The organism is Streptomyces sp. NBC_01006, assembly GCF_045162725.1.
In the GTDB taxonomy this organism is placed as follows: Bacteria; Actinomycetota; Actinomycetes; order Streptomycetales; family Streptomycetaceae; genus Streptomyces.
Genome location: NZ_CP108700.1, coordinates 1,058,332 through 1,081,645 on the forward strand (window position 1 = coordinate 1,058,332; position 23,314 = coordinate 1,081,645).

General features: G+C 70.0%; 14 protein-coding genes. 5 read left to right on the forward strand and 9 right to left on the reverse strand.

The annotated features are described in order from the left end of the window. Positions 1–480 (reverse strand): hypothetical protein, encoded by a 480-nt coding sequence (locus OG509_RS04765; protein ID WP_406180376.1) that lies wholly within the window; start codon positions 478–480, stop codon positions 1–3. A gap of 117 nt (positions 481–597) precedes the next feature. Between OG509_RS04765 and OG509_RS04770 the strand changes: the two genes are divergently transcribed. Both OG509_RS04770 and OG509_RS04775 read left to right on the forward strand, forming a co-directional pair. Continuing rightward, positions 598–1,341: an IclR family transcriptional regulator gene (locus OG509_RS04770; protein WP_406180377.1), complete on the forward strand. Its 744-nt coding sequence runs from the start codon at positions 598–600 to the stop codon at positions 1,339–1,341. 88 nt (positions 1,342–1,429) lie between these two features. Continuing rightward, positions 1,430–1,756: a putative quinol monooxygenase gene (locus OG509_RS04775; protein ID WP_054221754.1), complete on the forward strand. Its 327-nt coding sequence runs from the start codon at positions 1,430–1,432 to the stop codon at positions 1,754–1,756. A 40-nt stretch (positions 1,757–1,796) separates the two neighbouring features. Here OG509_RS04775 and OG509_RS04780 read toward each other — a convergent pair whose 3' ends face one another. After that, complete coding sequence (locus OG509_RS04780; RefSeq protein WP_406180378.1) at positions 1,797–3,470, reverse strand: AMP-binding protein; 1,674 nt, start codon at positions 3,468–3,470, stop codon at positions 1,797–1,799. 73 nt (positions 3,471–3,543) lie between these two features. Beyond that, entirely contained in the window at positions 3,544–5,385 is a 1,842-nt protein-coding gene (locus OG509_RS04785) for a hypothetical protein (protein ID WP_406180380.1), read from the reverse strand. Positions 5,386–5,647: 262 nt separating this feature from the next. Here OG509_RS04785 and OG509_RS04790 point away from each other — a divergent pair, with 262 nt between their 5' ends. Then, positions 5,648–7,228, forward strand: a complete 1,581-nt coding sequence (locus tag OG509_RS04790; protein ID WP_406180382.1) for an alpha/beta hydrolase — start codon at positions 5,648–5,650, stop codon at positions 7,226–7,228. A 69-nt stretch (positions 7,229–7,297) separates the two neighbouring features. Here the strand turns inward: OG509_RS04790 and OG509_RS04795 are convergent, their stop codons facing one another. The 3 genes from OG509_RS04795 to OG509_RS04805 form a co-directional block, all read right to left on the reverse strand. Further along, the gene (locus OG509_RS04795) at positions 7,298–7,990 is read right to left on the reverse strand and encodes an RraA family protein (RefSeq protein WP_406180384.1); all 693 of its coding nucleotides are present in this window, start codon (positions 7,988–7,990) and stop codon (positions 7,298–7,300) included. A 99-nt stretch (positions 7,991–8,089) separates the two neighbouring features. After that, a complete protein-coding gene (locus tag OG509_RS04800; protein WP_406180386.1) occupies positions 8,090–8,338 on the reverse strand; it encodes a hypothetical protein in 249 nt (82 codons plus the stop codon). A gap of 74 nt (positions 8,339–8,412) precedes the next feature. After that, positions 8,413–9,525, reverse strand: a complete 1,113-nt coding sequence (locus tag OG509_RS04805; RefSeq protein WP_406180388.1) for an alpha/beta hydrolase — start codon at positions 9,523–9,525, stop codon at positions 8,413–8,415. A 365-nt stretch (positions 9,526–9,890) separates the two neighbouring features. Here OG509_RS04805 and OG509_RS04810 point away from each other — a divergent pair, with 365 nt between their 5' ends. Further along, positions 9,891–10,391, forward strand: a complete 501-nt coding sequence (locus OG509_RS04810) for a hypothetical protein (protein WP_406180389.1) — start codon at positions 9,891–9,893, stop codon at positions 10,389–10,391. A gap of 74 nt (positions 10,392–10,465) precedes the next feature. Here OG509_RS04810 and ddaH read toward each other — a convergent pair whose 3' ends face one another. The 3 genes from ddaH to OG509_RS04825 form a co-directional block, all read right to left on the reverse strand. Further along, on the reverse strand, positions 10,466–11,302 hold the full coding sequence (gene ddaH, locus OG509_RS04815) for a dimethylargininase (RefSeq protein WP_406180391.1): 837 nt from the start codon (positions 11,300–11,302) through the stop codon (positions 10,466–10,468). Positions 11,303–11,512: 210 nt separating this feature from the next. After that, complete coding sequence (locus OG509_RS04820) at positions 11,513–12,061, reverse strand: hypothetical protein (protein ID WP_406180392.1); 549 nt, start codon at positions 12,059–12,061, stop codon at positions 11,513–11,515. Beyond that, positions 12,061–18,924, reverse strand: coding sequence for a polymorphic toxin-type HINT domain-containing protein (locus OG509_RS04825; RefSeq protein WP_406180393.1), 6,864 nt, complete (start codon positions 18,922–18,924; stop codon positions 12,061–12,063). Before OG509_RS04825 ends, OG509_RS04820 begins: the two co-directional genes overlap by 1 nt. Positions 18,925–19,251: 327 nt before the next feature. Here OG509_RS04825 and OG509_RS04830 point away from each other — a divergent pair, with 327 nt between their 5' ends. Beyond that, the gene (locus tag OG509_RS04830) at positions 19,252–23,238 is read left to right on the forward strand and encodes a ricin-type beta-trefoil lectin domain protein (protein WP_406180395.1); all 3,987 of its coding nucleotides are present in this window, start codon (positions 19,252–19,254) and stop codon (positions 23,236–23,238) included. The last annotated feature ends 76 nt before the right edge of the window (positions 23,239–23,314 follow it).

Genomic DNA, 23,314 nt, shown 5'->3' on the forward strand with positions numbered 1-23,314 from the left:
TCAGCCCGCGAACGCCACCGACGCCTTCGCCCCGGCTCCGATGCGCGCGGCCAGCAGGTCCCGCTGGTCGGCGAGGAGCGCGGCCAACCGCCCCGCGTGGCGGCCCGGTTCGGCGGCGGAGCGGGCGGCGACCGCGTCGCGGTCGGCCCGGAGTGCGTCGAGCACCTGGTGGTCGGCGACGAAGCGGACGATGCCGGCCACCGCCCCGGCGGCGTCGGGCAGGGCGTCCAGGACGACCGGCCACAGGATCTCGTCCTCGCGGTGGTGGCCGCCTACGAGCTCGTCGTCGCGGTGCACGTACCCGGCGATGGCCTGCGCCCGCGCGGGCTCGGCCGGCTCGGCGGCCGCGGCGAGAGCGGCGAGCAGCCCGGCGAGGCGCTCGATGTCGGCCAGGATCGCGCGATGGGCGACCCGGACGCCGGTGAGATCGGCAGCCGCCGGGCCGTGCGGCCTCGCGCGTGCGACGTGTTCGCTGTCCATACGGACGACTGTGCGCGCCCCGGCTCAGCATCGGGTCAACGTCCGATGAACGCCACCCGTCCACCGCGTCATAGGCTCGGGGGTCCGTCCAGTCACCACCCCGGGAGGACCCCCGCCATGCCGCCCACCGGTCCGCAGTCCGTCGACCGCTCGCTCGCGATCCTCGACGCCGTCGCCGACGCGCCCGGACCGGTCGGCGCCAAGGCCCTGGCCCGCCGGATGGAGTGTTCGCTGTCCACCGCCTACCACCTGCTGGCCCCGCTCACCGCACGCGGGTACCTCGTCCGCACCGCGCAGGGGTACGTGCTGGGACCGCGGATCCCCGGGCTGCACCGGAGCCTGCTGCGCCATCTGGAGCCCGCGCCGCGCATGGCCGACCTGCTGACCCGGCTGCGCCGGACCACCGGCGCCGAGGCCTACTACACCGCCTACCGGGGCGGCCTGATCACGGTGGTCGACACCACCGCCCCGGTCACGGACGCGGCGAATCCGTTCGCGCCGGGCCGGGAGACCCGGGCGCACGCCACCGCACACGGCAAGGCGCTGCTCGCCGAGCTGCCCCGGCCGCTGCGGCGGCGGTATCTGGCCGAGCACGGAATGGCCCGCCTGACCGGGGCCACCATCACCAGCGCCGAGCTGCTGGAGGCGGAGCTGTCCCGGGTGCGCGGGCAGGGCTTCGCCGTGTCGATCGGCGAGGCCGATCCCGCGTACACCTGCCTGGCCGTCGCCCTGCCGCGCGGCCGGGACCACGACGGCGACGCGGTGCACGCCTTGTCGGTGTCGCTGCCGACCGAGGAGTTCCGGCGGCGCCCGCGGGAGATCCGCACCGCGCTCGGGCAAGCGGCGGCGGACTGCGCCTGAGGGCGCCCGGCGCGCGGTTTTCCGACGCTGCCGGAAATACGGCGTGATGGGGATGCGCGGGGCCCGGCGGGGTGCCAGGCTGGTCGGCATGATCTTCATCGCCGTCAGGTTCGACGTCCGTCCGGAGCACAGCGACAACTGGCTCACGCTCGTCGACGACTTCACCCGGGCCACCCGCAACGAGCCCGGCAACCTCTTCTACGACTGGTCACGCAGCGTCGACGACCCCACCAAGTACACGCTCCTGGAAGCCTTCACCGACGCCGAGGCGGGCGCCGCGCACGTGGCGTCCGACCACTTCAAGGCCGGTATGGAGACCCTCGCCGGCGCCATCGCCGGCACGCCGGAGATCATCCACGTCGAGGTGCCCGGCCAGGGCTGGAGCGCCATGGCCGAGCTGTCCCCCCGTAACTGACCCGCCCGTAACCGAACCGCCCGGGTCGGCGGCACCGCCGCTACGAGGAGAGCCCCAGCAGGCGGGCCGCCGTCGCGCGCATCTCGACCTTGCGGACCTTGCCGGTCACGGTCATCGGGAACGCCTCCACGACGTGCACGTACCGCGGGATCTTGAAGTGGGCCAGCCGTCCGTCGCAGTACGCGCGGACGGCCTCCTCGGTCAGCGGCGGCGCGCCCTCGCGCATCCGCACCCACGCCATCAGCTCCTCGCCGTACTTGGTGTCGGGGACGCCGATGACCTGCACGTCCAGGACGTCCGGATGGCCGTGGAGGAACTCCTCGATCTCCCGCGGGTACACGTTCTCCCCGCCCCGGATGACCATGTCCTTGATGCGGCCGGTGATGCTCAGGTAGCCGTCCTCGTCCATCACCGCCAGGTCCCCGGTGTGCATCCAGCGCGCGGCGTCGACGGCCTCGGCGGTGCGCTCCGGCTCGCCCCAGTAGCCGAGCATCACCGAGTAGCCGCGGGTGCACAGCTCCCCCGGCTCCCCGCGCGGCACGGTCCGCCCCGACTGCGGATCGACCACCTTGACCTCCAGGTGCGGTCCGACGCGGCCCACCGTGGACACCCTGCGCTCGACCGAATCGTCGGCGCGGGTCTGCGTGGACACCGGCGAGGTCTCCGTCATCCCGTAGCAGATGGACACCTCGCGCATGCCCATCCGGTCGATGACCTCCTTCATCACCTCGACCGGGCAGGGCGAGCCCGCCATGATGCCCGTACGCAGGCTGGACAGGTCGTACGTGTCGAAGCCGGGCGCGGCGAGCTCGGCGATGAACATCGTGGGGACCCCGTACAGGGAGGTGCACGACTCGGCCTCGACCGCGGCGAGGGTGGCCGCCGGGTCGAACGCCGGCGCGGGGATGACCATCGCCGCGCCGTGGCTGGTACAGGCGAGGTTGCCCATCACCATGCCGAAGCAGTGGTAGAAGGGCACCGGGATGCAGACCCGGTCCTGCTCGGTGTAGTGGCACAACTCGCCGACGAAGAAACCGTTGTTGAGGATGTTGTGGTGCGAGAGGGTCGCCCCCTTGGGGAAGCCCGTGGTCCCCGAGGTGTACTGGATGTTGACGGGGTCGTCCGGGCTCAGCTCCGCCGCCGCGCGGACGAGGTCGGCCGGATCACCACGGCGGCCCCGCTCCAGGAGGGAGGTCCACTCCGGCCCCTCCAGCAGGACGGTGAACTCCAGGTCCGGGCAGCGCGGCCCCACCTCTTCGATCATCCCGGCGTAGTCGGAGGACTTGAAGCGCTCCGCCGCGACGAGCAGCCGGATCCCGGCCTGGCGCAGTACGTACTCCACCTCGTGCGAGCGGTACGCCGGGTTGACGGTGACGAGGATCGCCCCGATCTTGGCGGTGGCGTACTGCACCAGCGTCCACTCGGCGCGGTTGGGGGCCCAGATGCCGACCCGGTCCCCCTTGGCGATGCCCAGGTCCAGCAGGCCCAGCGCGAGGGCGTCGACGTCGGCGGCGAGCTCCGCGTAGGTCCACCGGCGCCCGGCGGCGAGGTCGACGAGGGCGTCGCGGTCAGGGAACCGGCGGACGGTGCGGTCCAGGTTCTCGCCGATCGTGTCGCCCAGCAGCGGTACTTCGAAGACCCCGGGTGCGTAACTCGACGACGCTGTGTTCGGCGACGCTGCGTTCGACGACGCGGTGCTCGACGCGGCAGACACACGTACCTCCTGGACTCGGTGGCGGGGCGGGCCCGGCGGGCCGGCGCCCCATCATGATCCTCTTCGTCGGTCCTCAGCGCAGGCAGCCGACGATCCTGACGGAGGTCTCCGTACTCCCGCTGAGTCCGGACGCCGGATCGGTGGCCGTGAACACCAGTTTGTACGTCCCGTCGGGCAGCAGGGGGACCAGGAAGCGGCCGGCCGCGCCCGCGCCCAGCGTCACCGGCCCGTTCGGCCCGTTGATCCGCCAGCTCGTGTACTGCGGGTCCGTGAGGGGCTGGTCGCCCGGACGGGTCCGGGCCGTCGCGGCGAACGACTCCTCGCAGCCGCGCCGAAGTTGGCCGCCGCCGGACGGCTGCTGGATGGTGACCGCCGGCGCCTGCGGCTGCTGCCGGGTCGGCGAACCGCTCTGCGACGGAGTGCCCGGCCGGCTCGGGCCGCCCCTGGTCGGGGTCCCGGGACCGTTGGGGCTGCCGGGTGTCGCAGACGTACCGGGCGAGGCGGACGGGCTCGTCGTGGGCGAAGCACCGGACGCCGGGGCGGAGGGCGAGGCGGAGGGCGGCGCGGAGCCCGTGCCGTCCGTCGGACCCGGCGCCGGGTCGAGTGCGTGCGGCAGCTCCGGCTTGGTGACGGCGGGCGGCGAGGGTGCCTTCGCGGGCTCGGTGGCCTTGGCGTCGATCGTGGCGCAGACCGCGCCGGCGACCAGCTCCTGGCTGTCCGGCACCGGCGAGACGTGCAGCTCCTGGTCGTCCGGGCCGCGCCGGTGCGTGTCGAAGTAGCCGCTTCCGGTGAGCGTCTCCCGGTCGCTGTGCTCGACCCAGACCGAGTTGTAGTAGTCGAGACCGGCCTTCTGCTGGTTCCTGCCGGTGACGTGCCAGGCCGTCACCTTGTGGCCCGAGGGCTCACCGGCCGCCGGCGCGTCGGCCGGGGCATACAGCCAGCCGTCGCCGAAGAAGCGCGTCGGTGCCTCCGAGGTGCCCGTCTCGTTGGCCGCGGGGAACTCGAAGCCGCCGCCGACCACCAGCTTCCCCTTGGGACAGGACACGGCGACGTCCGCGCTGCCGCCCGCGCTCACCGCCACCTTGACGGTGGCCACGGACACGCTGTTCAGCCGGACGCAGATCGGGCGGACGGTGACCGCGTAGTTCGCCTCCGGTGGCTGCGGGTCCTCGATCCGGGTCTGGTGCGTGATGAACTCGGACGAGCGGATAGGGAACGTGCCGCTGCTCAGCCGGCTGCCCGGGTTGAGCGTGACGGAGGGCACCGCCTTGGCGGCGCCGGAGAACACCGACTTCGTGGTCAGGCTGTCGAGCGGGACCGGCGCGACCGCGCGGCCCGCCACGCTGCGGCCCGACCGGAATTCGGTGCCCAGCGAGGTGAAGTCGCCGGGGCAGGAGGGCGAGGCGGAGGCGTGCTTGGCCGCATCCACGAACGGCCCGTCGGTCGTGAGGTCGTGGATCGTCCCGCCGCCGCTGGCGCTGGTCATCTTGTTGCCCCGGTCGTGGAAGGCGTGCGCCTGCTCCGACCATGTGACGCCGCCCCGGAACTCGGGTTTCGCGTTGACGCACAGCGCGTACGAGGTGAGGGTGGCGGGCGCCGCGTCGGGGTTGTACGCGGCCACCAGCCAGGCATCACCCGCGAAGAGGCTGCTCGTGGCGAAGCCCGTACCGGTGACGGCGTACCCGCCGCCGAGCGCCTTCTCATGGGGCAGGCAGGCGGCGACCGCGGACTGCTCCCCGCCCGCCGCGACCGGTACGGAGACGCTGCGCTGGACGACCGCCAGGTGCGGGCCGCCGCCCAGCGCCCAGACGCCGGCCCCCACCGCGCCCGACACCACCAGGGCGCCCGCGGCGGCCACGGCGGCCGTTTTGACGGTGATCGCGCTCCCCAGCTTCGCGAAGACTCCAGAGCCCATCGTCGATGCCCCTCCCCCGGCCGCACGGCGCGCACCTCCCCGCAGCCGCGGGGCGTGGGCAATGTAGCGCTGCGTGCGATGCACGTCACAGAGGCCTGAAGTATCGGTTCTGCTACGGACTCCCCGCCCCTTGGCAAAGCCGTCGCACCGCCGCGTGGTGGCACTGGTGCCACCCCGGATGCGGGTGGCAGGGGTATCGAGCGCGCGGGGGCCGGCGCGGGACGATCACGGGGACCAGCCGGATCCCAGGGGGAGTTCAGACATGCACGTGTTCAAGAAGCCCGGACGTTGGCTCGCGGCCGCCGCCTGCACGGTGCTCGCCGCAGCGGCCCTGCCCGCCGGCGTGGCGAGCGCCGCAGGGCCCGCGAGCCTCGCAGGCCCCGCAGGCCTCGCAGGCCCCGCAGCCCCTTCGGCAGCGGCCGGCGCGACACCGCCGGTGCCCGGCCGATACCGGCAGCAGCAGCTCGACTGGCAGCCCTGTGAGGGCGGTTCGCTGGAGTGCGCCTCGATGTCCGTGCCACGGGACTGGTACCACCCGGACTCCGGACCGGACCTCACGATCGCGCTCTCCCGGCACCGCGCGGCGGATCCGGCGAAGCGCCGGGGCGTGCTCATGATGGCGGCCGGCGGCCCCGGAGCCTCGGGGCTCCCCCGGCCGGCCCGGCTCGCCTCGTACAGCCCGAAGCTGGCGGCCGCGTACGACATCGTCAGCTTCGACCAGCGGGGCGTGGGGGCGAGTACCAGGGTCGTCTGCTCGGACCAGGACAAGGTCGACGCCATGTTCGGCGGCGCCGATCTGCGCGACCGCTCGGCGACCGCCGTCCGGCGGACCTTCGACCGCGCGCGGGAGTTCGTACGGGACTGCGAGCGCAACTCGGGCGGGCTGCTGCCGTACATCACCACCGATCAGGCCGTCCACGACATGGACCTGTACCGGGAGTTGCTCGGCGCGGAGCAGATCTCGTACTACGGGCCCTCGTACGCCAGCTTCCTCGGTGCGTACTACGCGACCGAGTTCCCCCGCCGCGTGGAGCGGGTCGTCCTCGACAGCAACATCGACTTCACCGGGGACTGGCAGTCCTTCATGACCGGGCAGCCGATGAGCTTCCAGCGGCGCTTCGAGCAGGACTTCCTGCCGTGGCTGGCGGCCAACGACGCCACGTACCACCAGGGGCGCACCCCCGAGGAGGCCAAGGCCTCGTACGAGCGGCTGCGGGCGGCCCTGCACGACCGGCCGCTGGACGTCGAGGGGACGGTCATCACGCCCAACCACCTCGACGCGGCGGCCACGAACGCCCTCTACAACGCAGGCCAGTTCGCGGATCTCGCCTCGCTCCTGGGATTCCTGGAGCATCCGGAGCAGGCTCCGGCGCAGACGCGGAAGGCGGTCGCCGCGAAGCTCAAGCACCTCATGGGCGCGGAGTTCGTCGCCGACTTCACCTCGGTCACCTGCGGCGACACCCCGTGGACGCGCGACAGCCGGTACTGGGTGAAGGAGAGCGCCGAGGCCACGCGCACCCATCCGCTGGCCGGGGCACGGGAGTTGACGTACGCGGCGATCTGCGCGAACTGGCCGCACTCCAAGGCACCGCGCATCAAGGTCACCGGTGAGGGGCTGCCGCCGGTGCTGATGCTCAACTCGAAGAACGACCCGGCGACGTACTACGAGGCCGCCGTGCGCGCCCACCGGGGGCTGGCCGGGTCGCGGCTGGTCACCGTGGAGGGCGGCGACCACGGCCAGTTCCAGAACGGCGACGCGTGCGTCGACGCCTACGTCGAGGGCTATCTGCTGGACGGCGCCCTCCCGGCGCAGGACACCGCGTGCCCGGCGGCGCGGCGGTGATCCGGCCGCCCGCACGAGGACCCGCCGCCGGGTGACCGGTCCTCGCCCGCCTTCCGTACGGGGGCGCCGTCACTCCTCGATGGCGCCGCCCATCCGGCGCAGGTGCCGGCGGAAGGTGTACGAGGGGTCGGCCTCGCGCAGGACCAGGTAGTCGGCGAAGGCCGTCTGGCTGCGCAGGGTCTCGCCCGAACGGATCCGGCGGGCCTGTTCGCGCTCGGTCTCGCGGATCGCGAGCGCGGTGTCCAGCACCTCCTCGACGCGGTCCGCGGGCACGAACAGCACCCCGTCGGCGTCGCCGAAGACGAAGTCCCAGCCGCCGACGAGATGCGGCCCGAACCGGGCGGTGACCAGCGCCTCGGGCTCGCGTTCGTCCAGCCGCACCGGCCCGGGCGGGTGGCTCCCGTAGCTGAAGACGGGCAGGCCGATCTCGGCCAGCTCGGGCGTGTCGCGGTGCAGCCCCCACACCACGAGGCCCGACAGGCCGGCGGTCTCGGCCTCCAGTGCGGTGAGGTCGCCGATGCAGGCCTCGTCCGTCCGGCCGCCGTTGTCGATGACCAGGACGTCGCCGGGCTCGGCGGATCCGTAGGCCTCCAGGAACACGTCGACGCTGCCGTAGTGGCGCACCGGCAGCGCGCGCCCCGCGACCCGGTGGCCGGGCAGCACCGTGCGGATGCCGGGCGGTGCCACGCGCAGCGGGACGCCGCCGCGGACGCAGGCATCGGCCACGAGCGGCGTGGACAGGTCGGTGAAGGCCTTCAGCATGCCGTCTCCCCTTCTTCTCCCGAACGGACGGCTTGGGTCAGCCACCGCTCCCCATGGTGCCTTCCCGGTCGCCCGGGCGCGGGGGTTCGGGGGACGAAGTCACGGGATGTCGGTGTCCGAGGGCTCCGCCTCGTAGGTGTGCGGTTCCCCGCCCTGCCATTCGACGAGCTCCGAGTCGCCGAGGACCACGTCGTCGGGGTCGGGTACGCCGGCCCGGCGCAGGAACTCGATCACGTCGGCGTCGTTGAAGGCCAGGCCGAGGACGTTGTCCCGGCCCTCGGCGCGCAGGGAGACGCGGCGGCCGCCGGCCGCGGCGATCGGATGGACGAGGATCGGCGCGTGGTGCATGGCCCCAGCCTCCGCCCGGACGCCCGGCGCCGCATCCGCGGGGCCGCGGGCTGGTCCGGTCGGGTGAGAGCGGCTCATTCGGCGGAGATGCGGCCGCCGAGCCATTCCAGTGCGGGCGGGATCTCCCGCCGCCATGTGTTGAAGCCGTGGCCGCCGCTGTCGAGCGTGATCGACGAGACCCGTGCCGGGGCCTTCACCTTCGCGATGAACTTCTGCGTGTCCTTGTGGTTCGGCTCGCCCTGCTCCGAGGTCGCCACCAGGAAGGAGGACTTGCCCTGCGGCAGGTTGTCCAGGCTCCACAGCAGGTCGGATCGTTTCTCTTCGGCGGTGTTCCCGTGGAAGAGGTCACCGGAGTCCTGGTCCAGCTCCGGCTTGTAGTCGGTCGACAGGCCCACTCCGGCCGCGTAGTTCTCCGGGTGCTCCAGCGCGATTTTCAGCGCGCAGTACCCCCCGGTGGAGTCCCCCATCATGGCCCAGTTCGAGGGCGAGGTGCCGACGCGGTAGGCGCCGGAGACCGCCTTGCGCAGGTCCGTACCGAAGAAGGTCTCGCTGAGCGGGCCGCCCGGCACGTCGACGCACTGGCTGTTGCGGGTCGGTATCACCGAGGGCTGCATCATCACCAGGATCATCGGCGGCATCTTCTTCTGCTTGGCGAGCCTCCACGCCGTCTTCGGGTAGTCCAGCCCCTTGAGCAGGTTCTCGGCCATCCCGGGGAATCCGGTGAGCACCACGGTGGTGGGGAACTTCCTGTTCTCGTTCCCCTTCTGGAAGTACTCGGGCGGCAGGTACACGTACGCCTGGACGACGGCCTTGGACCCCTCGCCGCGCACCGTGACCTTCTCGATCTCACCGCCGATGTGGGGTGTTCCGCCGCCGGGTACGTCCGTCGGCTGCCGGCCGAGGACGCGCACCGCCGAGGCTCCGGGCGCGTCCTGGCCCATGGAGGGCATCGACCCCTGCTTCCCTGCGAGGTCCGCCCAGGATCCGTAGAGCAGGAAGGTCCGGTTGGCGGTGAGGCCGACGGAGGCGAGCAGCAGCACCTGGAGCGTCAGGACGACGCCGACCCGCCCGAGCGCCGGCCACCCGCCCCGGCGGCCGAGGCGTGGCCAGAGCCACACCGCGGCGGCGAAGGCCAGCACCGTGGCCAGTACGACGAGGGTCAGGAGCGTGCTGCTGGTGAGACTCACGGATCAGGGAACTCTCTGCGCTGGCCGGGTCGGCACGGACCTGCGGTCCGGCGGCGCCGCCTTTACGGGCGCACAGGACTAGACAGCAACGGGAATCCATCCGTTCCATACCGTCCGCAGGAGAAGAAAAAGCCGCCCACGCGCTCGCGCACCTTTCATCGACCCGCGTCCAGGGCGAACTCCAGCCAATCGCTTGACATGGGCCTGACATTTCAAGGTCCCTGTGGGACGTTCCCTGGCGTGTCTCGAAAGCTCTCTCCCCCGGCCGGTACGGAACCGCCACCGTCGGGCCGGGCGCACGCCGGCGAGGCCCCCCAAGGCCCCGCTTCACACCCCACGAGGACGTGGCGAAGAGGAGCGACAGCATGAAGATCTCGACATGGCCGGGCGCGACCGTACTGGCAGCAGTGGTGATCGTCGGCGCAGCGACGTCGGCGACGGCCCTGGGCCCCACCGCGGATCAGCGGCTCGACGGCGTCATCGTCGTCGCCGGCAGCACCTGTACGTGGACCAACGCACACACCAGCGCCAACCCCCCGAGCGCGCTGACCGTCGACCGCACCACCATCAACACGCCCGGCGGCAACCTCGGCTGCAACGGCGGCATCACCGCCTCCCTCAACAACAACCCCGCGTTCACCTTCGACGACGCCGCCGGCCTCGCCAAGACGGACGCGATCGACATCACGGGCAAGCAGAGCTTCATCTCCTGCCGCTACAAGGCCACGAACATCACGTGGAACCGGGACGGAGCCACCCGCAAGTACGTCAACCAGGCCTTCACCGCGACCAAGACCTCGGGCAGCTTCCTGTGCCCCGGCTCGGTCACGACGGCGGCCGGCGACGCCTCGATGCTGTTCCACTGACCCGTATCCACCCGCGCAGCAGCTCTGCCGCAGCCCTGCCAAAGGGGCTGCGGCAGCAGCGGTTTCGACGTGGGTCAGGGCCGGATCTCAAGGGTGCAGCACTTGACGCTGCCGCCACCCTTGAGCAGTTCGGACAGGTCCATGCCGATGGGGCGGAAGCCGCGCTCGCGCAGCTGCCCGGCAAGACCCTCGGCGGCCTCGGGAAGCACCACGTGCAGCCCGTCACTGACGGCGTTCAGCCCGAATACCGCGGCGTCCTGCGCGGACACGAGCAGCGCGTCGGGGAAGAGCGTCTCCAGGAGGGCGCGGCTGCCGGGGGCGAAGGCCTCCGGGTGGTACATGATCTCGTCCCCGTCGAGCACGGCGAGCGCCGTGTCGAGGTGGTAGTAGCGCGGGTCGACCAGCTCCAGGCTGATGACGGGCCGGCCGAAGAACGCCTCCGCCTCCTGGTGGCCGCGCTCGTCGCTGCGGAAGCCGTATCCGGCCAGGACGTGGCCGGCGGTGACCAGGAAGTCGCCCTCGCCCTCGTTGACGTACTCGGGGTCGTGCAGCTCGGTGAACCCGTTCTCGCGGAACCAGTCCAGGTACGCGGGGCCCTCGGCGATGCGCTCGGCGTTGCGGAACCGGGCGCCGAGGACGCGGCCGTCGACGACGGTGGCCCCGTTGGCCGCGTACACCATGTCGGGCAGGCCGGGCACGGGGTCGATCAGCTCGACGGTGTGCCCGAGTTCGCGGTACAGCTCGCGCAGCCGCTCCCACTGGAGGACGGCGAGGTCGGCGTCGACCGGCTTCTCCGGGTCCATCCAGGGGTTGATCGCGTACACCACCTCGAAGTGGGAGGGGCGGCACATCAGGTACCGGCGCAGGCGCTGTTCGCGCGGCCGGGCGGACGGCGTCGGGGCAGAGGTCATGGTCGCTCCCGGGCGGGGGCCACGGTGGTGGCCGATGTGAGGGGGGTCTTCCCCGGCCGAGCCTGCGCGCCCCGGGCGAACGACAGATGAAGCCGGCACGGCGGCCGGGGGCGTTCTGCATGGAGTCCGGAAACGGCAGAGGTCCCACCGGAAGGACCGGTGGGACCTCTGCGCGACAGCTGTCACGAAAGCGGCGTGTCGGACAACCCCTCAGCCGAGGAGCGAATCACGCAGCCAATTCGGCTCGACTTCGGACAAACGAAGACGCACGTTCTCGGCCATCGGGTGGTTCAGGCGCCGGAGCGACGAGACGAGGCACTCCAGAGTCCGGGTGTCCGAGAGATCGCATGCGAGCAGAGCCCCTTCGATCGGCCCGACCGCCTCGGACACCCCGGCCGAGGAGAGGGAGATCGCGGCCATGCACAGGTCCGGATCACCCACAGCGATCGCCTCCATGAGCGACGGAACCCCGGCATGACTCCCCAGATAGGTCAGAGCCGACGCCGACATCCGCCGCAGGCTCCGATCCTCGGCCTTCCGGTACACGCCTTCCAGCGGTTCGACCATCAGCGACCCGAACCGGCCGAGCCGCTCGAAGATCAGAAAGCGTGCCTCCTCGTCCGCCTCGAACAAGGCTGCCACCTGCTCGGCGATCACCGACGAGCAGACCGCCAGCGTCTCGACCGCGCCGACCCGGGTCGCCAGGTCCGGCGAAGCCAGACCGGCCAGCGCGCCCTCGACATTCTCGGAAAGTTCCATCACCGCAACCTCGTGACCGTGTAGGTGAATTCCCCACTGAACTGGGAGCCACCGGGCATGGTGAAGATCGAGCTGTTGCCCGGGTTCATGACAGGCCTTACGTCGTGAACGAACGCAGCCTCCTGACTGAACTGGACCACATAGTTCTGCCGGTCCCCGAAGACGCCCACTCTACCCAGCTGACCGGGCGTCGCATCTCGTCCGAGGGTGGTCACGAACATATCGCCGGCACCGGTGGACATGAATTCATTCGAACCTTGACCGAACTGAATACTCCGGACGACCACCGTCTGACCGACTTCCATTTCGCCCACACCAGTTATGCCTCGCGCTCCGCGAGCATCAGTGAAGTGAGAGAAGATGTCCCCTCCGCCGCTGGGGCCACAGGTGTTGTGCACCAGGACCCAGGCAGAACCGACCTTTACATGATAGGTATGAAGGTTCGCAACGGTGAAATTGTAGGTCTTGACGTACTTGGTGAAGGGCCTGTTCGCCACGACATGGACCGTCGCACCCGCGTCGGTCAGAAGTGACGCACCGGGCTTCAGGTCGCCCGCATTGACCCACGCCTTCTCGGACGGGGACCAGAACGGGTGCTCGCGCGTCGTGACCAGCTCGTCGACTCCTGCCGACGATTCGATCGACAGGGAATTGAGCTCCTTCACTCCTTCCGTCCGGATGAGATGGGTTACCTTCTGCGATCCCGTCTCGCCGCTCCGAGGGTCCGTGGCGAGGACCTCGTCGCCGACTTCGATGTCCTCGATCTTCTTCTCGGAACCGTCGCCCATGCGGACGAGCGTGCCGGCCAGGAAGCAGTAGCCGCCCGCCTTGCCCCGGCCGCCGAGGCCCGCACCCGGTTCGCGGTGGGAAAACATCGACCCCAGGAATCCGGGAACTTGGTACCAGTCACTGGAGGTGTCGATTCCCTGATCCTGCAGCCACTCCTCGTAGTCGCCCCCGTAGTCACAACCGGGAGCGCCCGCACCGCCGTTCCAGCAGTCGCCGTCGGCTATCCAGCCGAACATGGATGAGGCGTGTGCGGCGTTCGCGAAGATTCCGTAGAACACTTCACTGACCGGATTGGACCAGCTGAAGTCGTGCTTCTTCGGAGGCTTCGGAGACTTCGGAGGGGTGGGCCTGCTGGTGGGGGAACTCCCGGAACTCCCCTTCTTGCAGGTGAAGTCCACGCACCCATAGTGCTTCTGCCGGTAGTAGTCGTCGGAGAGGGTTCCGCCGTTGGATTCTACGATCTCCTCGTAGCGGTTTCCGTAGGCGTACGGGTCATTGCCGTTGTGGCACTTGTACATGCCACTGGCGCACTCTTCGAGTTGCTTGCCGGTGGGGTCCCAGAACGTGACGGGATTCTGGTTGGCGTAGGTGTAGCCGTGGAGCTGCTGCGAGTCCTTCAGGTCCATGATCGGGTCGACTGAGATGAACCGACCGATCAGGGGGTCGTACTCGCGGGCGCCTATGTGCGTGAGTCCGCTGTCCGCGTCCTTCGTACCGCCGACGAAGCCCTTCTCACCCGACCAGCCCGTGGGCTTCGTGCCTCGCTCATCGCCGAAGAGCCCCGTCTTCCGTCGCGTCACGGTCTGCACGGCGTCCGCGCTGACCTGAGTCGTGCCGGTGCCGTGGTGATCGGCAAGGGTGAAGGTGAGCTTGCCGCCGGTGCGCATGGCGACGTCGCCGTAGTACCGGGTTCCCTTGACGGCTCCGGCCTTGTCAAGACGCAGCTCGTTGCCGTTGGGCAGGTAGAGCGTGGTGCCGGTCGAGTCCTTTCTCATCAGGCGCTGGCCCGAGGCGTCGTAGGTGAACGAGCTGCTGGACGTGCCCTGGTCGAGGGACTTGAGGTGGCCCTCGGCGTCCCAGGCCAGGTACTGCGTCTCGTCGGTACCGCTCTTGCGGGTCTTGGTGTTGCCCGACGCGTCGTAGGTGAAGACCTCGTCGTGCGCACCGGTGCCCGTCTGGGTGACCTTGGGAAGGTCGTGCTTGCCCGCCGTGGGAGCCGCGTACGTGCGGACGGTGTCGGCCGTCGGACCGGAGGCCGTCTTGTGCTTGGTCTCGGTCTTGCGGTTGCCGACGGCGTCGTAGGTGTACGTCGTCCAGTACGGGTCCTCGCCGCCGATGACGGAGGCCGACGGGGAGCTCGCGCAGGCCTCGCCCTTGTTGGTCCAGGCCTCGGTGATGCGGCGCAGCGCGTCCAGGTTGACGCACTGGGTGTCGGTGGTACGGGCCGCGTCCTGGCCGTACGCCGTGGCGATGGACGTGAGGTTGCCCGCGGGATCGGTCGTGTAGCGCGTGTCCTCGATCCGCTGGGGTGCCACGTCACGGTCGGTGTAGGAGCGGGTGGTGGCGCCGGTGTGTTCGTCGTACTCGGTCGACCGGTAGATCCGCTGGCCGATCGCGCCCAGTTCCTGGCGGGCGGTGCGGCCGTAGTGGTCGTAGGTCATGGCCGAGACGAGACGGCTGCTGCCTGCGGCCATGTTGTTGAGCAGGCCGGAGACGCTCTTGTACGTGCTGCCGACCGTCTCGGCCGGCAGGTCGCCCATGGCCGGCTGCTTGGTCGTGAGGATCTGGCCGGCGATGTTGTAGGTGTTCGTCCAGCTGTAGGTGCCCGCCAGGGCGCCCGTGTCGGGGGTGGCCGGGATCGTCGTCTTGGAGGCGAGCGGCTGGTTGAGGTCGTTGTAGGCGGTGACCTCCGACTCGAAGGCCTTGCCGTCCACGTAGCGGACCGACTTCGTCAGCTGGCCCTTGGCGACCGTGTCGTAGACGTTGGCGGTGAGGGTGGTCGCGCCCTGCTTCAGGGCGACGGGGCGGCCCAGCTCGTCGTATTCGCTGTGCAGGGTGCCGTTGCGCGCGTCGGTCACATCGGTGATCCGACCTGCCGCGTCGTACGCGGTCTTCGTGATCCCCTTGTCAGGGTCGTTCGACTCGACCTGCTGGCCGCGGACGTCGTAGGTGTACGTCCACTTCGCGTTGGCCGGGTCGGTGACCTGGGCCAGCTGCCCCAGCTTGTTGTAGGTGTACAGCGTGGACTGGGAAGCCGTACGGGCCGCGTCCGTGTACTGCTTGGTTTCGACGGTGCGGCCGAGGCCGTCGACCACCGTGGTCGTCGCGGTGCCGCCCTGCGGCGGGATGACGGTGGTGGTGTCGCCCGTGTAGAGGGTGGTGGCCCGCTTGGTCTCTTCCCCGTACTTCTTCGAGATGACGGCCGTGGTCCGGCCGGCGCCGTCGTAGACCGTGTCCGTGGAGGCCGGGTAGTTGGTCTCCTGACCGGTCACGAGCTGCGGTTCGGGGGCTCCGTCGGCGTAGTACGTGCCCGAGGTCCGCCAGGCCTGGCCCCTCGTGTCGTAGAACGTCTCGGAAATCAGCCGTCCTGACAGGTCGGGCGACTGCGTCTGGGTCTGCCGCTCACGCAGCAGGCCGTCCTGGATGGAGTAGCTGACGGCGTACTTGTAGTCGTGGGTCAACGACTTGCTGGTGATGACACTCGGTCCGTCGTTGCGGATCGTGTAGTCGAAGACACGGCTCGGCGCGTCGGGGAACGTCGCGGCTGGCCGGTTCGGCAGCCACACCTTCGTCACCCGGCCGAGCGCGTCGTACGCCGTCGTCGTCACCTTGCCGTTGGCATCGGTGGTCTTCGTCGGCTGCGAACGCACCGGGTCGAGCTCGGACGAGGCGGTGTGCCCCTTCGGATTGGTCACGAGCGTGGCGGTCGGGACCTCGCCGACGGCCGGGGTGTACGCGGTCGTGGTGACCTTGCCGTACGGGTCGGCCGCGACCAGCTGGCGACCGTAGACGTCGTAGCAGAGCTGGTTGTTCGCCGGACCGCAGGTGCTGGGGACGGAGGACTCCGGGTCGTATCCGTCGCCCTTCGCGTTGATCTTCTCGGTCTTGGTGACGAGACCGGGGCCGGGAACGGTGTTGATCACACCGTTGTCGTAGTAGCTGCGCGAATCCGCGATGACGTCGGCCGGACGGCTGGCTTCCGTGCCACAGGGCACGGCCACGGTCTCGACGCGGCTCACCTTGCCCAGGATCCAGCTCGCGGTGTTGCGCGCGTAGCTGGTGGTGGTGCACTGCTCGTCGCCGGTCTTGGCCGTGTCGCCGAGCTGGGATTCCCAGTCGACCATGCCGTAGTCGTCGTAGTGGCGGACGGTCTCGGTCGTGCGAGTGCCGCCCGTGACGGTGGTGCGAGTGGACTGCTTCTCCGTGCCGGTCTTGTACGAGACCAGGTCGGGCAGGCCGCTGCGGGTCCGCTTGGCCACGACTCCCGAGCGCCAAGGCGTGCTGGAGGTGGCGGAGAGCAGCTTGCCGGTGTCGTCGCCGTTGTAGGTGGCCGTTTCCCTGGGCATGCCGGCGAACTCCGGGCGGTCGGTGACCGCGGCGCCCGTGCCGTCCTTCACCTCCTTGCCGTCGAGGCCTCGGAAGTAGCGCGTCTCGGACAGTGTCTTGGCATCGCTCGCGGCGCCGGAGCGGGTCTGGACCAGCTCGTAGCCGCGGGCGAGCGAGTGGACCCGGTCGTCGGGCTTGGCGAGTTCGTCCGCGCTCTTCTCCCAGGCCGCTCCGCCGACGTAGTTGTACGACGTCACCTTGTCGGGCGTCGACGCCAGGTTGTCGCCTTCGACGACCTGGGTGACCACGTACGAGTTGAACCAGTCGACCTTGGAGGTCTCACCCTCCCAGGCCCACTTAACCGGGTAGCAGCGGGTGGTGTTCGTCGCGTCCGGCTTGGGCAGAGTCGTGGCGGTGCAGTCGGGCTGCGAGTACGTGACGCCGATGGTGCCGCCGGTCTCCGTGGTCACCTGGTACATGCGCAGGCGGACGAAGGGGGCGAGGCCGTCGCCGGTCGAGTCGACGCGGTTGGGCCGCTGCTCGCCGGCGAACGTCACCGGAAGCATGGGCATGTCGGTCGCGTCGCCCGCCTTGGCGGTGCGGGTGATCGACTTCAGCCACAGCGGTGTGGAGATCCCGTCACCGGCGGGCGGGAAGCTGTGGTCGAGGGTCCAGGAGTCGGCGTCCTTGTACACGCCCCCGGTCAGGACCTTCGTATTGATCCCGGTCAGACGCATGCGCGACCAGAAGGTGGGCGAGAACTGGTTCTTGCACTCCGTGGAGCCGTCCTTGCAGAACTGGTCGTACGGGGAGTCGGGCCAGTTCTTGGCGTTGGTCTCGTCGAAGGTGCCGCAGGTGCTCAGGCAGCGCTCGGACACGTCGAAGGTGACCTGGCCCATGGCCTTGGCCGTGTAGACCGAGTCGGAGCGCAGGCCGTAGTCGATGTGGTCGAGCCAGCCGCCGCGGACGTACGGGGTGACCGTGCCCTTGCCCGTCGTCGGCGAGAAATTGCGGGCGTAGTTGTTGGTCTCGGTCTTCCAGTAGTACGCCATCGCGTTGCCGGTCGGCGCGACGACGTAGTCGAGCTGCCAGCGCCAGGCCTGCTGGCACCACGCGCTCGCGAAGGAGGCGTTGTAGCAGGGCTCCCCCGCCTGGTTGCCGTACACCGGGACGGTCCAGGTGGAGTTGGTGGTCGGATCGTCGGCGGCGGTGCCGTTGTCCTTCCAGCCCGGCAGGCGGTTCAGGCCGAAGAAGTACTGCGTGCCGTCGGTGGCGGTGATCTTCCAGTGCTCGCCCACGCCGTCGACGCCGGCGGTGCCCTTGTCGCCGTTGACGGCGCCGGTGAGCTTCTCCACCTTCTCGCCGGTGTCGGCTGCCGGGTGCCAGCCCTTGCCCTGCTCGAAGACGAGCTCGGTGGACTTGCCGTTCAGCGACAGCGTGGCGTTGTCGTTGAACCAGCACTGGTCGCCGACCTTGGTGGTGTTCGTCCCACCCGTCTTGTCGTCCTCGCAGGATTTGTACCGGCGCTCGATGAAGCCCGGCTCCCAGGACCAGCCGTCACCGATCCAGGACGCCTGGTTGTTCGACGCGGCCATGCGGCCGTCGACCGCCTGGGAGCTGTAGCCGAGGGAGATCTTCGGCGCGAAACCGCCGGGCACGGAAGGCGCGGCGATGTCGTAGGACCAGGAGAACGCACCGGTCGAACCGCCCGCGTTCCAGGACCCGGACGGCTGCAGGGAGGTCGCCTTGTAGTCGCCGGTCGGGCCGGAGGCGTCCGCCGTGGCCGCGAGGACCATGGCGGGAGCCCCGGCCGCCGGTGCGGCCGCCGGGGCGGACTTCGCCGTCTGGCCGGCGATGCCGGGAGTGGTGACCTGGGCCGTCAGCGTGCCGCCGCGGGTGTCGTTCTCGGTGGCCAGCGGCTTCTGCGTACGGCACTCCGCGCGGTCGGGAGTGGTCAGGGCGCAGGCCGGGAGCTCCACCAGTCGCAGGCGCGCGGCGTAGTCGCCACCGTAGGCACCGCGGAAGGAGTTGTAGTCCACCTCGACCTTCGCGGAAGCCGCCTTGGTGGCGTTGTCCGCGCGGCCCACCGACAGCAGGACGCCGTCGACGCCGGCCTTGCGTGCGGCGTCGTGCCCGGTGACGGTGACGTTCACCTTGGCAGGGGCCTCGGAGGCCTTGCCGGGGAGGACGTCCACCGCGACCGGGAGCTTGCCGGCCTTCTGCGGGCCGGAGCCGACGGCAGGAGTCCGGGCCGAGCCGGACAGGAACGACTTTGATACGGGGCCGGAGGCCAGGTCGACCTCGGCCGATCCCGCTGTGGGCCAGACGACCTTCGGCGCCTTCCAGGGGCCGGTGTCGGCCTCGTCCTTCTTCTTCTCGCCGCCCGCGCGGACCCGCTCGACCGGCACGGCCTTCGGCTGCTTGAGGCCCGGCAACGGCGGCCGGTCTTTGCTGTCTGCCACCGCGGCGGCGCCGGGCAGCATGCCTGAGAGGACTGCTGCGGCCAACGCCACAGAAAGTCCTCGCATGCGAAATCTTCTCACACCTACCCCATGTTTCTGTGCAATTTTCAGGTGCAGATTAACAGTCCGAATTACCCCATCCAGCACTCCGGACAATCGCCAATCACAGCAAAATGGATCTTGCTGACGATATGGGGCAGTTAGGGTATGCGTGACATAAAAAACAGCAGGTCACAGCGCAGGTGGTGTCGACATTCGAGTAGAGTCGCTCCGAATATTCAGACAGCTGGAGTTTGCGTGAGAATAAAAGGCGCCCCCAACAACAAGCTCTATGGGGGCAGAATTTCGCGGCTTGTTTCCGTGGCTCTGGTCACCGGAATAGTCGCTTCCGGTTTGAGTGTCCTGTACCCCTCGCAGACCGCTTCCGCGGCCGTGTCCGATCCCGTCGCCGACGGCTCGATGAGCGCGAAGGACTTCGCTCTCGCCAAGGCCAAGGAGACCGGCCAGCCCTACGAGCTGACCTCTGCCCGGACCGAGTCCTCCGACACGTGGGCCCTGCCCACGGGCAAGTGGTCGGTCAACCGGCACGGCACGACCGTGCGCGTCCTGCGCGCCGGCGTGTGGGTCCCGACCGACCCCACCTTGCAGTTCGCTCCCGACGGACGGGTCACCCCCAAGGCATCCGCGGTCTCCGTCACCTTCTCCGGCGGCGGAACCGGCGCACTGCTCAGCGGCGTCCGCGACGGCCGGACCCTCTCCCTGACCTGGCCCAGGGCACTGCCCAAGCCCACCCTCGCCGGGAACGTCGCCACCTACGCCAACGTCCTGCCCGACGTGGACCTCCAGCTGAAGGCCGAAGTCGAGGGCTTCTCCCAGCTCCTGGTCGTCAAAACCCCCGCCGCCGCCCAGCACCCCGACCTCGCCACGCTCAAGTTCAAACTCGACACCGTCGGCCTGAACGTCTCCACCGACACGACGACCGGCCTCATCAACGCGGTCAACCCCGCCGGACAGAGCGTCTTCACCGCCTCCACCCCCATGATGTGGGACTCCACCACCACCGGCGGCGCCACGACCACCACCCTCCTGAAGTCCAAGACCACCGCCCCCCGCATGCTCGCCGCCGCCGCCGGCGCGGGAAACGAGCCCGCGCCCGCCGACGCGTTCGTACCGCCCTCCGGCGCCAAGGACGCCCAGATGCCCACCACCGTGACCGGCGGAAACCTGGAGATCAAGCCCGACCAGGCCCTCCTGACCGGCACGGCAACCAAGTACCCCGTCTACATCGACCCCTCCGTCGCCTGGGGCGAACGCCAGAACTGGGCCTGGGCCTACCGCAGCTGGCCCAACAACTCCTACTGGAACACCAAGCAGGACGTCCGCGTCGGCTACGAGAGCGAGACGAACGGCCTGTCGAGGTCCTTCTTCCAGCTCGACACCTCCAACCTCAAGGGCGCCCAGGTCACGAAGTCCACGTTCCGCGTGAAGGAGACGTGGTCCTGGTCGTGCACGGCGACGCCGGTCGAGCTGTGGAGCACCGGGGCGATCTCACCGAAGACGACCTGGAACAACCAGCCCGGCAAGGGCCGCAAGCTCGACACCGTGACGGCGGCCAAGGGCCGCGCTGAATGCGGGGCGGGCAACCTCGAGTTCAACGCCACCGACCTCGCCAAGGAGTCCGCTTCCAAGGGCTGGTCCTCCGTCACGCTCGGCCTCTACGCGCCGAACGAGGGCGACCAGTACCAGTGGAAGCGGTTCGACCCGAAGACGATCACGCTGGAGACCGAGTACAACAACCCGCCGGACACCCCGTCCGCACTCGGCACCTCTCCGTCGACCTCCTGCGCCAACGGAGGCGCGATCGGCAACACCCGCGTCGGGCTCTACGCCACCTTCTCCGACCGTGACGCCGGCAACCTGAACGCCGACTACCAGGTCTTCAAGGCCGGCCAGAGCACCCCGGTGGCCACCCAGACCCTGCCCGCCAACAACGGCAAGGTCACCACCTGGAGCGTCCCCGACGCCAGCCTGCCGAGCGGCGACTACACCTGGCAGGTCCGTGCCAAGGACGGCGACGGCGCCACATCCGCGTGGTCGCCGAGCTGCAAGTTCTCCGTCGACCGCAACCGGCCCAGCAAGCCCCCGGTCATCAGCTCCACCCAGTTCCCCGACGGCAGGAACGGCTGGCCCGCCACCACCGGCAAGGCCCGCACCCCCGGCACCTTCACCTTCAACGCCAACGGCGTCACCGACGTGAAGGAGATCATCTACTCGACGGACTTCGAACCGTGGAACCGCCCGGTGCCCGCGAGCGGCAGCGTGACCATCGCTCCCTCAGGATCCGGCCCGCACTACATCTACGCCTACAGCGTGGACAAGGCCGGCAACCGCTCGGACACCACGTCCTACCTGTACTACGCGACGCGTTCGCAGACCGTGGACGGCCCCAAGGACCTCAACGGCGACGGGAACCGCGACATCTGGACCGTCGACTCCCGGGGCACGCTGCTCATGTACGCCGGCCAGGGCAACGGCAAGTTCGCGCCGGCCGCCGACGGCGGCATGTCCTTCGGCGGCGCCCAGATCGACACCTTCGGCGACTGGGACGGTGACGGGTACAACGACCTGGTCGCCCTCCAGCAGCCCTCCGGCATGAACACCAAGAAGCTCTGGGCCTACGCCAACAACGGCCAGGGCACCGCGGTCAACAACCCCGTCGAACTCACCGTCGCCTGCCCCGTCAAGGACCCCACCACGGGCTGCGACTACGGCGACGACTGGAACGGCGACGACCACTGGTACAACGCCGAACAGATCATCGCCCCCGGCGACCTCAACGGCGACGGCGTACCCGACCTCCTCGTCAAACAGGGCAAACAGCTCTGGGCCTACTACACCAGCGTCTTCGGCACCCTCGACAGCAACGGCCAGCCCGTACTCGTCGGCAACGGCGACTGGGACAAGTTCACCGTCGCCGCCCCCGGTGACCTCAACGGCGACGGCATCCCCGACCTGTGGCTGCGCGACAACGCCACCGGTGACCTGCTGCGCACCTACGGCAGCAAGGGTGCCGACGGCAACGTGGACCCCACCACGTGGGGCAACGCCGCAGGCCGCGTCAAGATCGCCTCCGGCCTGGAGCAGGCGGCCTTCCCGACCATCGGTACCTCGGGCGACGTCACGGGCGACAAGCTCGCCGACCTGTGGGCCGTCAGCGCCAACAGGCAGCTCGCCACCCTCGCCGGAACCGGCACCGCGCAGCCCCTGAACGTCACCGGCATCAGCCAGGCGCCGGCGTTCCTCGGCAACCTCTCCGCTCCCGCCGCGCACTGGAAGCTCACCGGTCAGACCGGTGGCATCACGCCGAGCGCCGTGGGCGACTACCCCGCGACCACGAGCGGGATCACCTGGCCCACCGCGACCATCGGCGGGCGCAGCACCGCGTACGCGGCGTTCGGCGGCGGTCAGGCGACCATGACCACCGGCAAGTCGGTGATCGACACCCGCAAGAGCTTCACCATCAGTACGTGGGCGAAGGTCTCCGGCACCGGCGCCCTGGTCCTCAGCCAGGACAACACCCGCAACAGCGCGTTCACCCTCTACGCCGACCCCGCCACCGGCCAATGGCGTTTCGCCCTGGCCAAGGGTGACGTCGACGGCTGGGCGTACGACTGGTCGGACGCGGGCGTCAACGACTCGGCCAGGTTCGTTCCCGACGCCTGGACGCAGCTGACCGCGGTCTACAACGCCGACACCGCTCTCATGAGCCTCTACGTCAACGGCGCCCTCGCCGCGACGGGCCACCACCCGGCCTCCACCAGCCCCGCCCCCAGCGGTTCGCTCGTGTCGGGCCGCTACAAGGTCAACGGCGCTCCCGACTACTTCGGGGGCTTCACCGGCGGGGTCAGCAACCTCGCCGTCTATCCCTACGCCGCCACCCTCACCGCGCCCGGAGCCACCGGCCCGATGTCCTTGGCGGCCAAGCCGAGCCACTGCCTGGACAACGACAACGGCCGCACCACGGACGGGAACAGGATCCAGGCCTGGGACTGCAACATGATCAACGGGGGTGACGCGCAGAAGTTCGAGATCCGGGCCGACGGCACGATCCGTATCGCGGGCAAGTGCATCGACGCCGCCTACGCGGGCACCGGCAACGGCACGCTCATCTGGCTCTACCCCTGCAACGGCAGCTACGGCCAGCAGTTCCTGCCCCACGCCGACGGCACGGTCTACCACCCCCGGTCGGGCCGCTGCCTGGACACCAGCAACATGAACACCGGCACGCAGCTCTATCTCTGGGACTGCAACGCGACCAACCCCCAGCGCTGGACCATCCCCGCGCTGAGCACGGCCCCGCTGCCCGTCCCCCTCCCGTAGTGCCTGGCGGCGGCTGACGCCGCCGAGGAGCACCGCGAAGAACCCGCCCCCGGCAGTGACTGCCGGGGGCGGGTTC

Bases quoted from the DNA above. Each gene is read 5' to 3' on its own strand.
- OG509_RS04795 (WP_406180384.1), bottom strand. From the start codon at position 7,990: ATGCTGAAGGCCTTCACCGACCTGTCCACGCCGCTCGTGGCCGATGCC.
- OG509_RS04820 (WP_406180392.1), bottom strand. From the start codon at position 12,061: ATGGAACTTTCCGAGAATGTCGAGGGCGCGCTGGCCGGTCTGGCTTCG.
- OG509_RS04770 (WP_406180377.1), top strand. From the start codon at position 598: ATGCCGCCCACCGGTCCGCAGTCCGTCGACCGCTCGCTCGCGATCCTC.
- OG509_RS04765 (WP_406180376.1), bottom strand. From the start codon at position 480: ATGGACAGCGAACACGTCGCACGCGCGAGGCCGCACGGCCCGGCGGCT.
- OG509_RS04790 (WP_406180382.1), top strand. From the start codon at position 5,648: ATGCACGTGTTCAAGAAGCCCGGACGTTGGCTCGCGGCCGCCGCCTGC.
- ddaH (WP_406180391.1), bottom strand. From the start codon at position 11,302: ATGACCTCTGCCCCGACGCCGTCCGCCCGGCCGCGCGAACAGCGCCTG.
- OG509_RS04810 (WP_406180389.1), top strand. From the start codon at position 9,891: ATGAAGATCTCGACATGGCCGGGCGCGACCGTACTGGCAGCAGTGGTG.
- OG509_RS04775 (WP_054221754.1), top strand. From the start codon at position 1,430: ATGATCTTCATCGCCGTCAGGTTCGACGTCCGTCCGGAGCACAGCGAC.
- OG509_RS04825 (WP_406180393.1), bottom strand. From the start codon at position 18,924: ATGCGAGGACTTTCTGTGGCGTTGGCCGCAGCAGTCCTCTCAGGCATG.
- OG509_RS04785 (WP_406180380.1), bottom strand. From the start codon at position 5,385: ATGGGCTCTGGAGTCTTCGCGAAGCTGGGGAGCGCGATCACCGTCAAA.
- OG509_RS04800 (WP_406180386.1), bottom strand. From the start codon at position 8,338: ATGCACCACGCGCCGATCCTCGTCCATCCGATCGCCGCGGCCGGCGGC.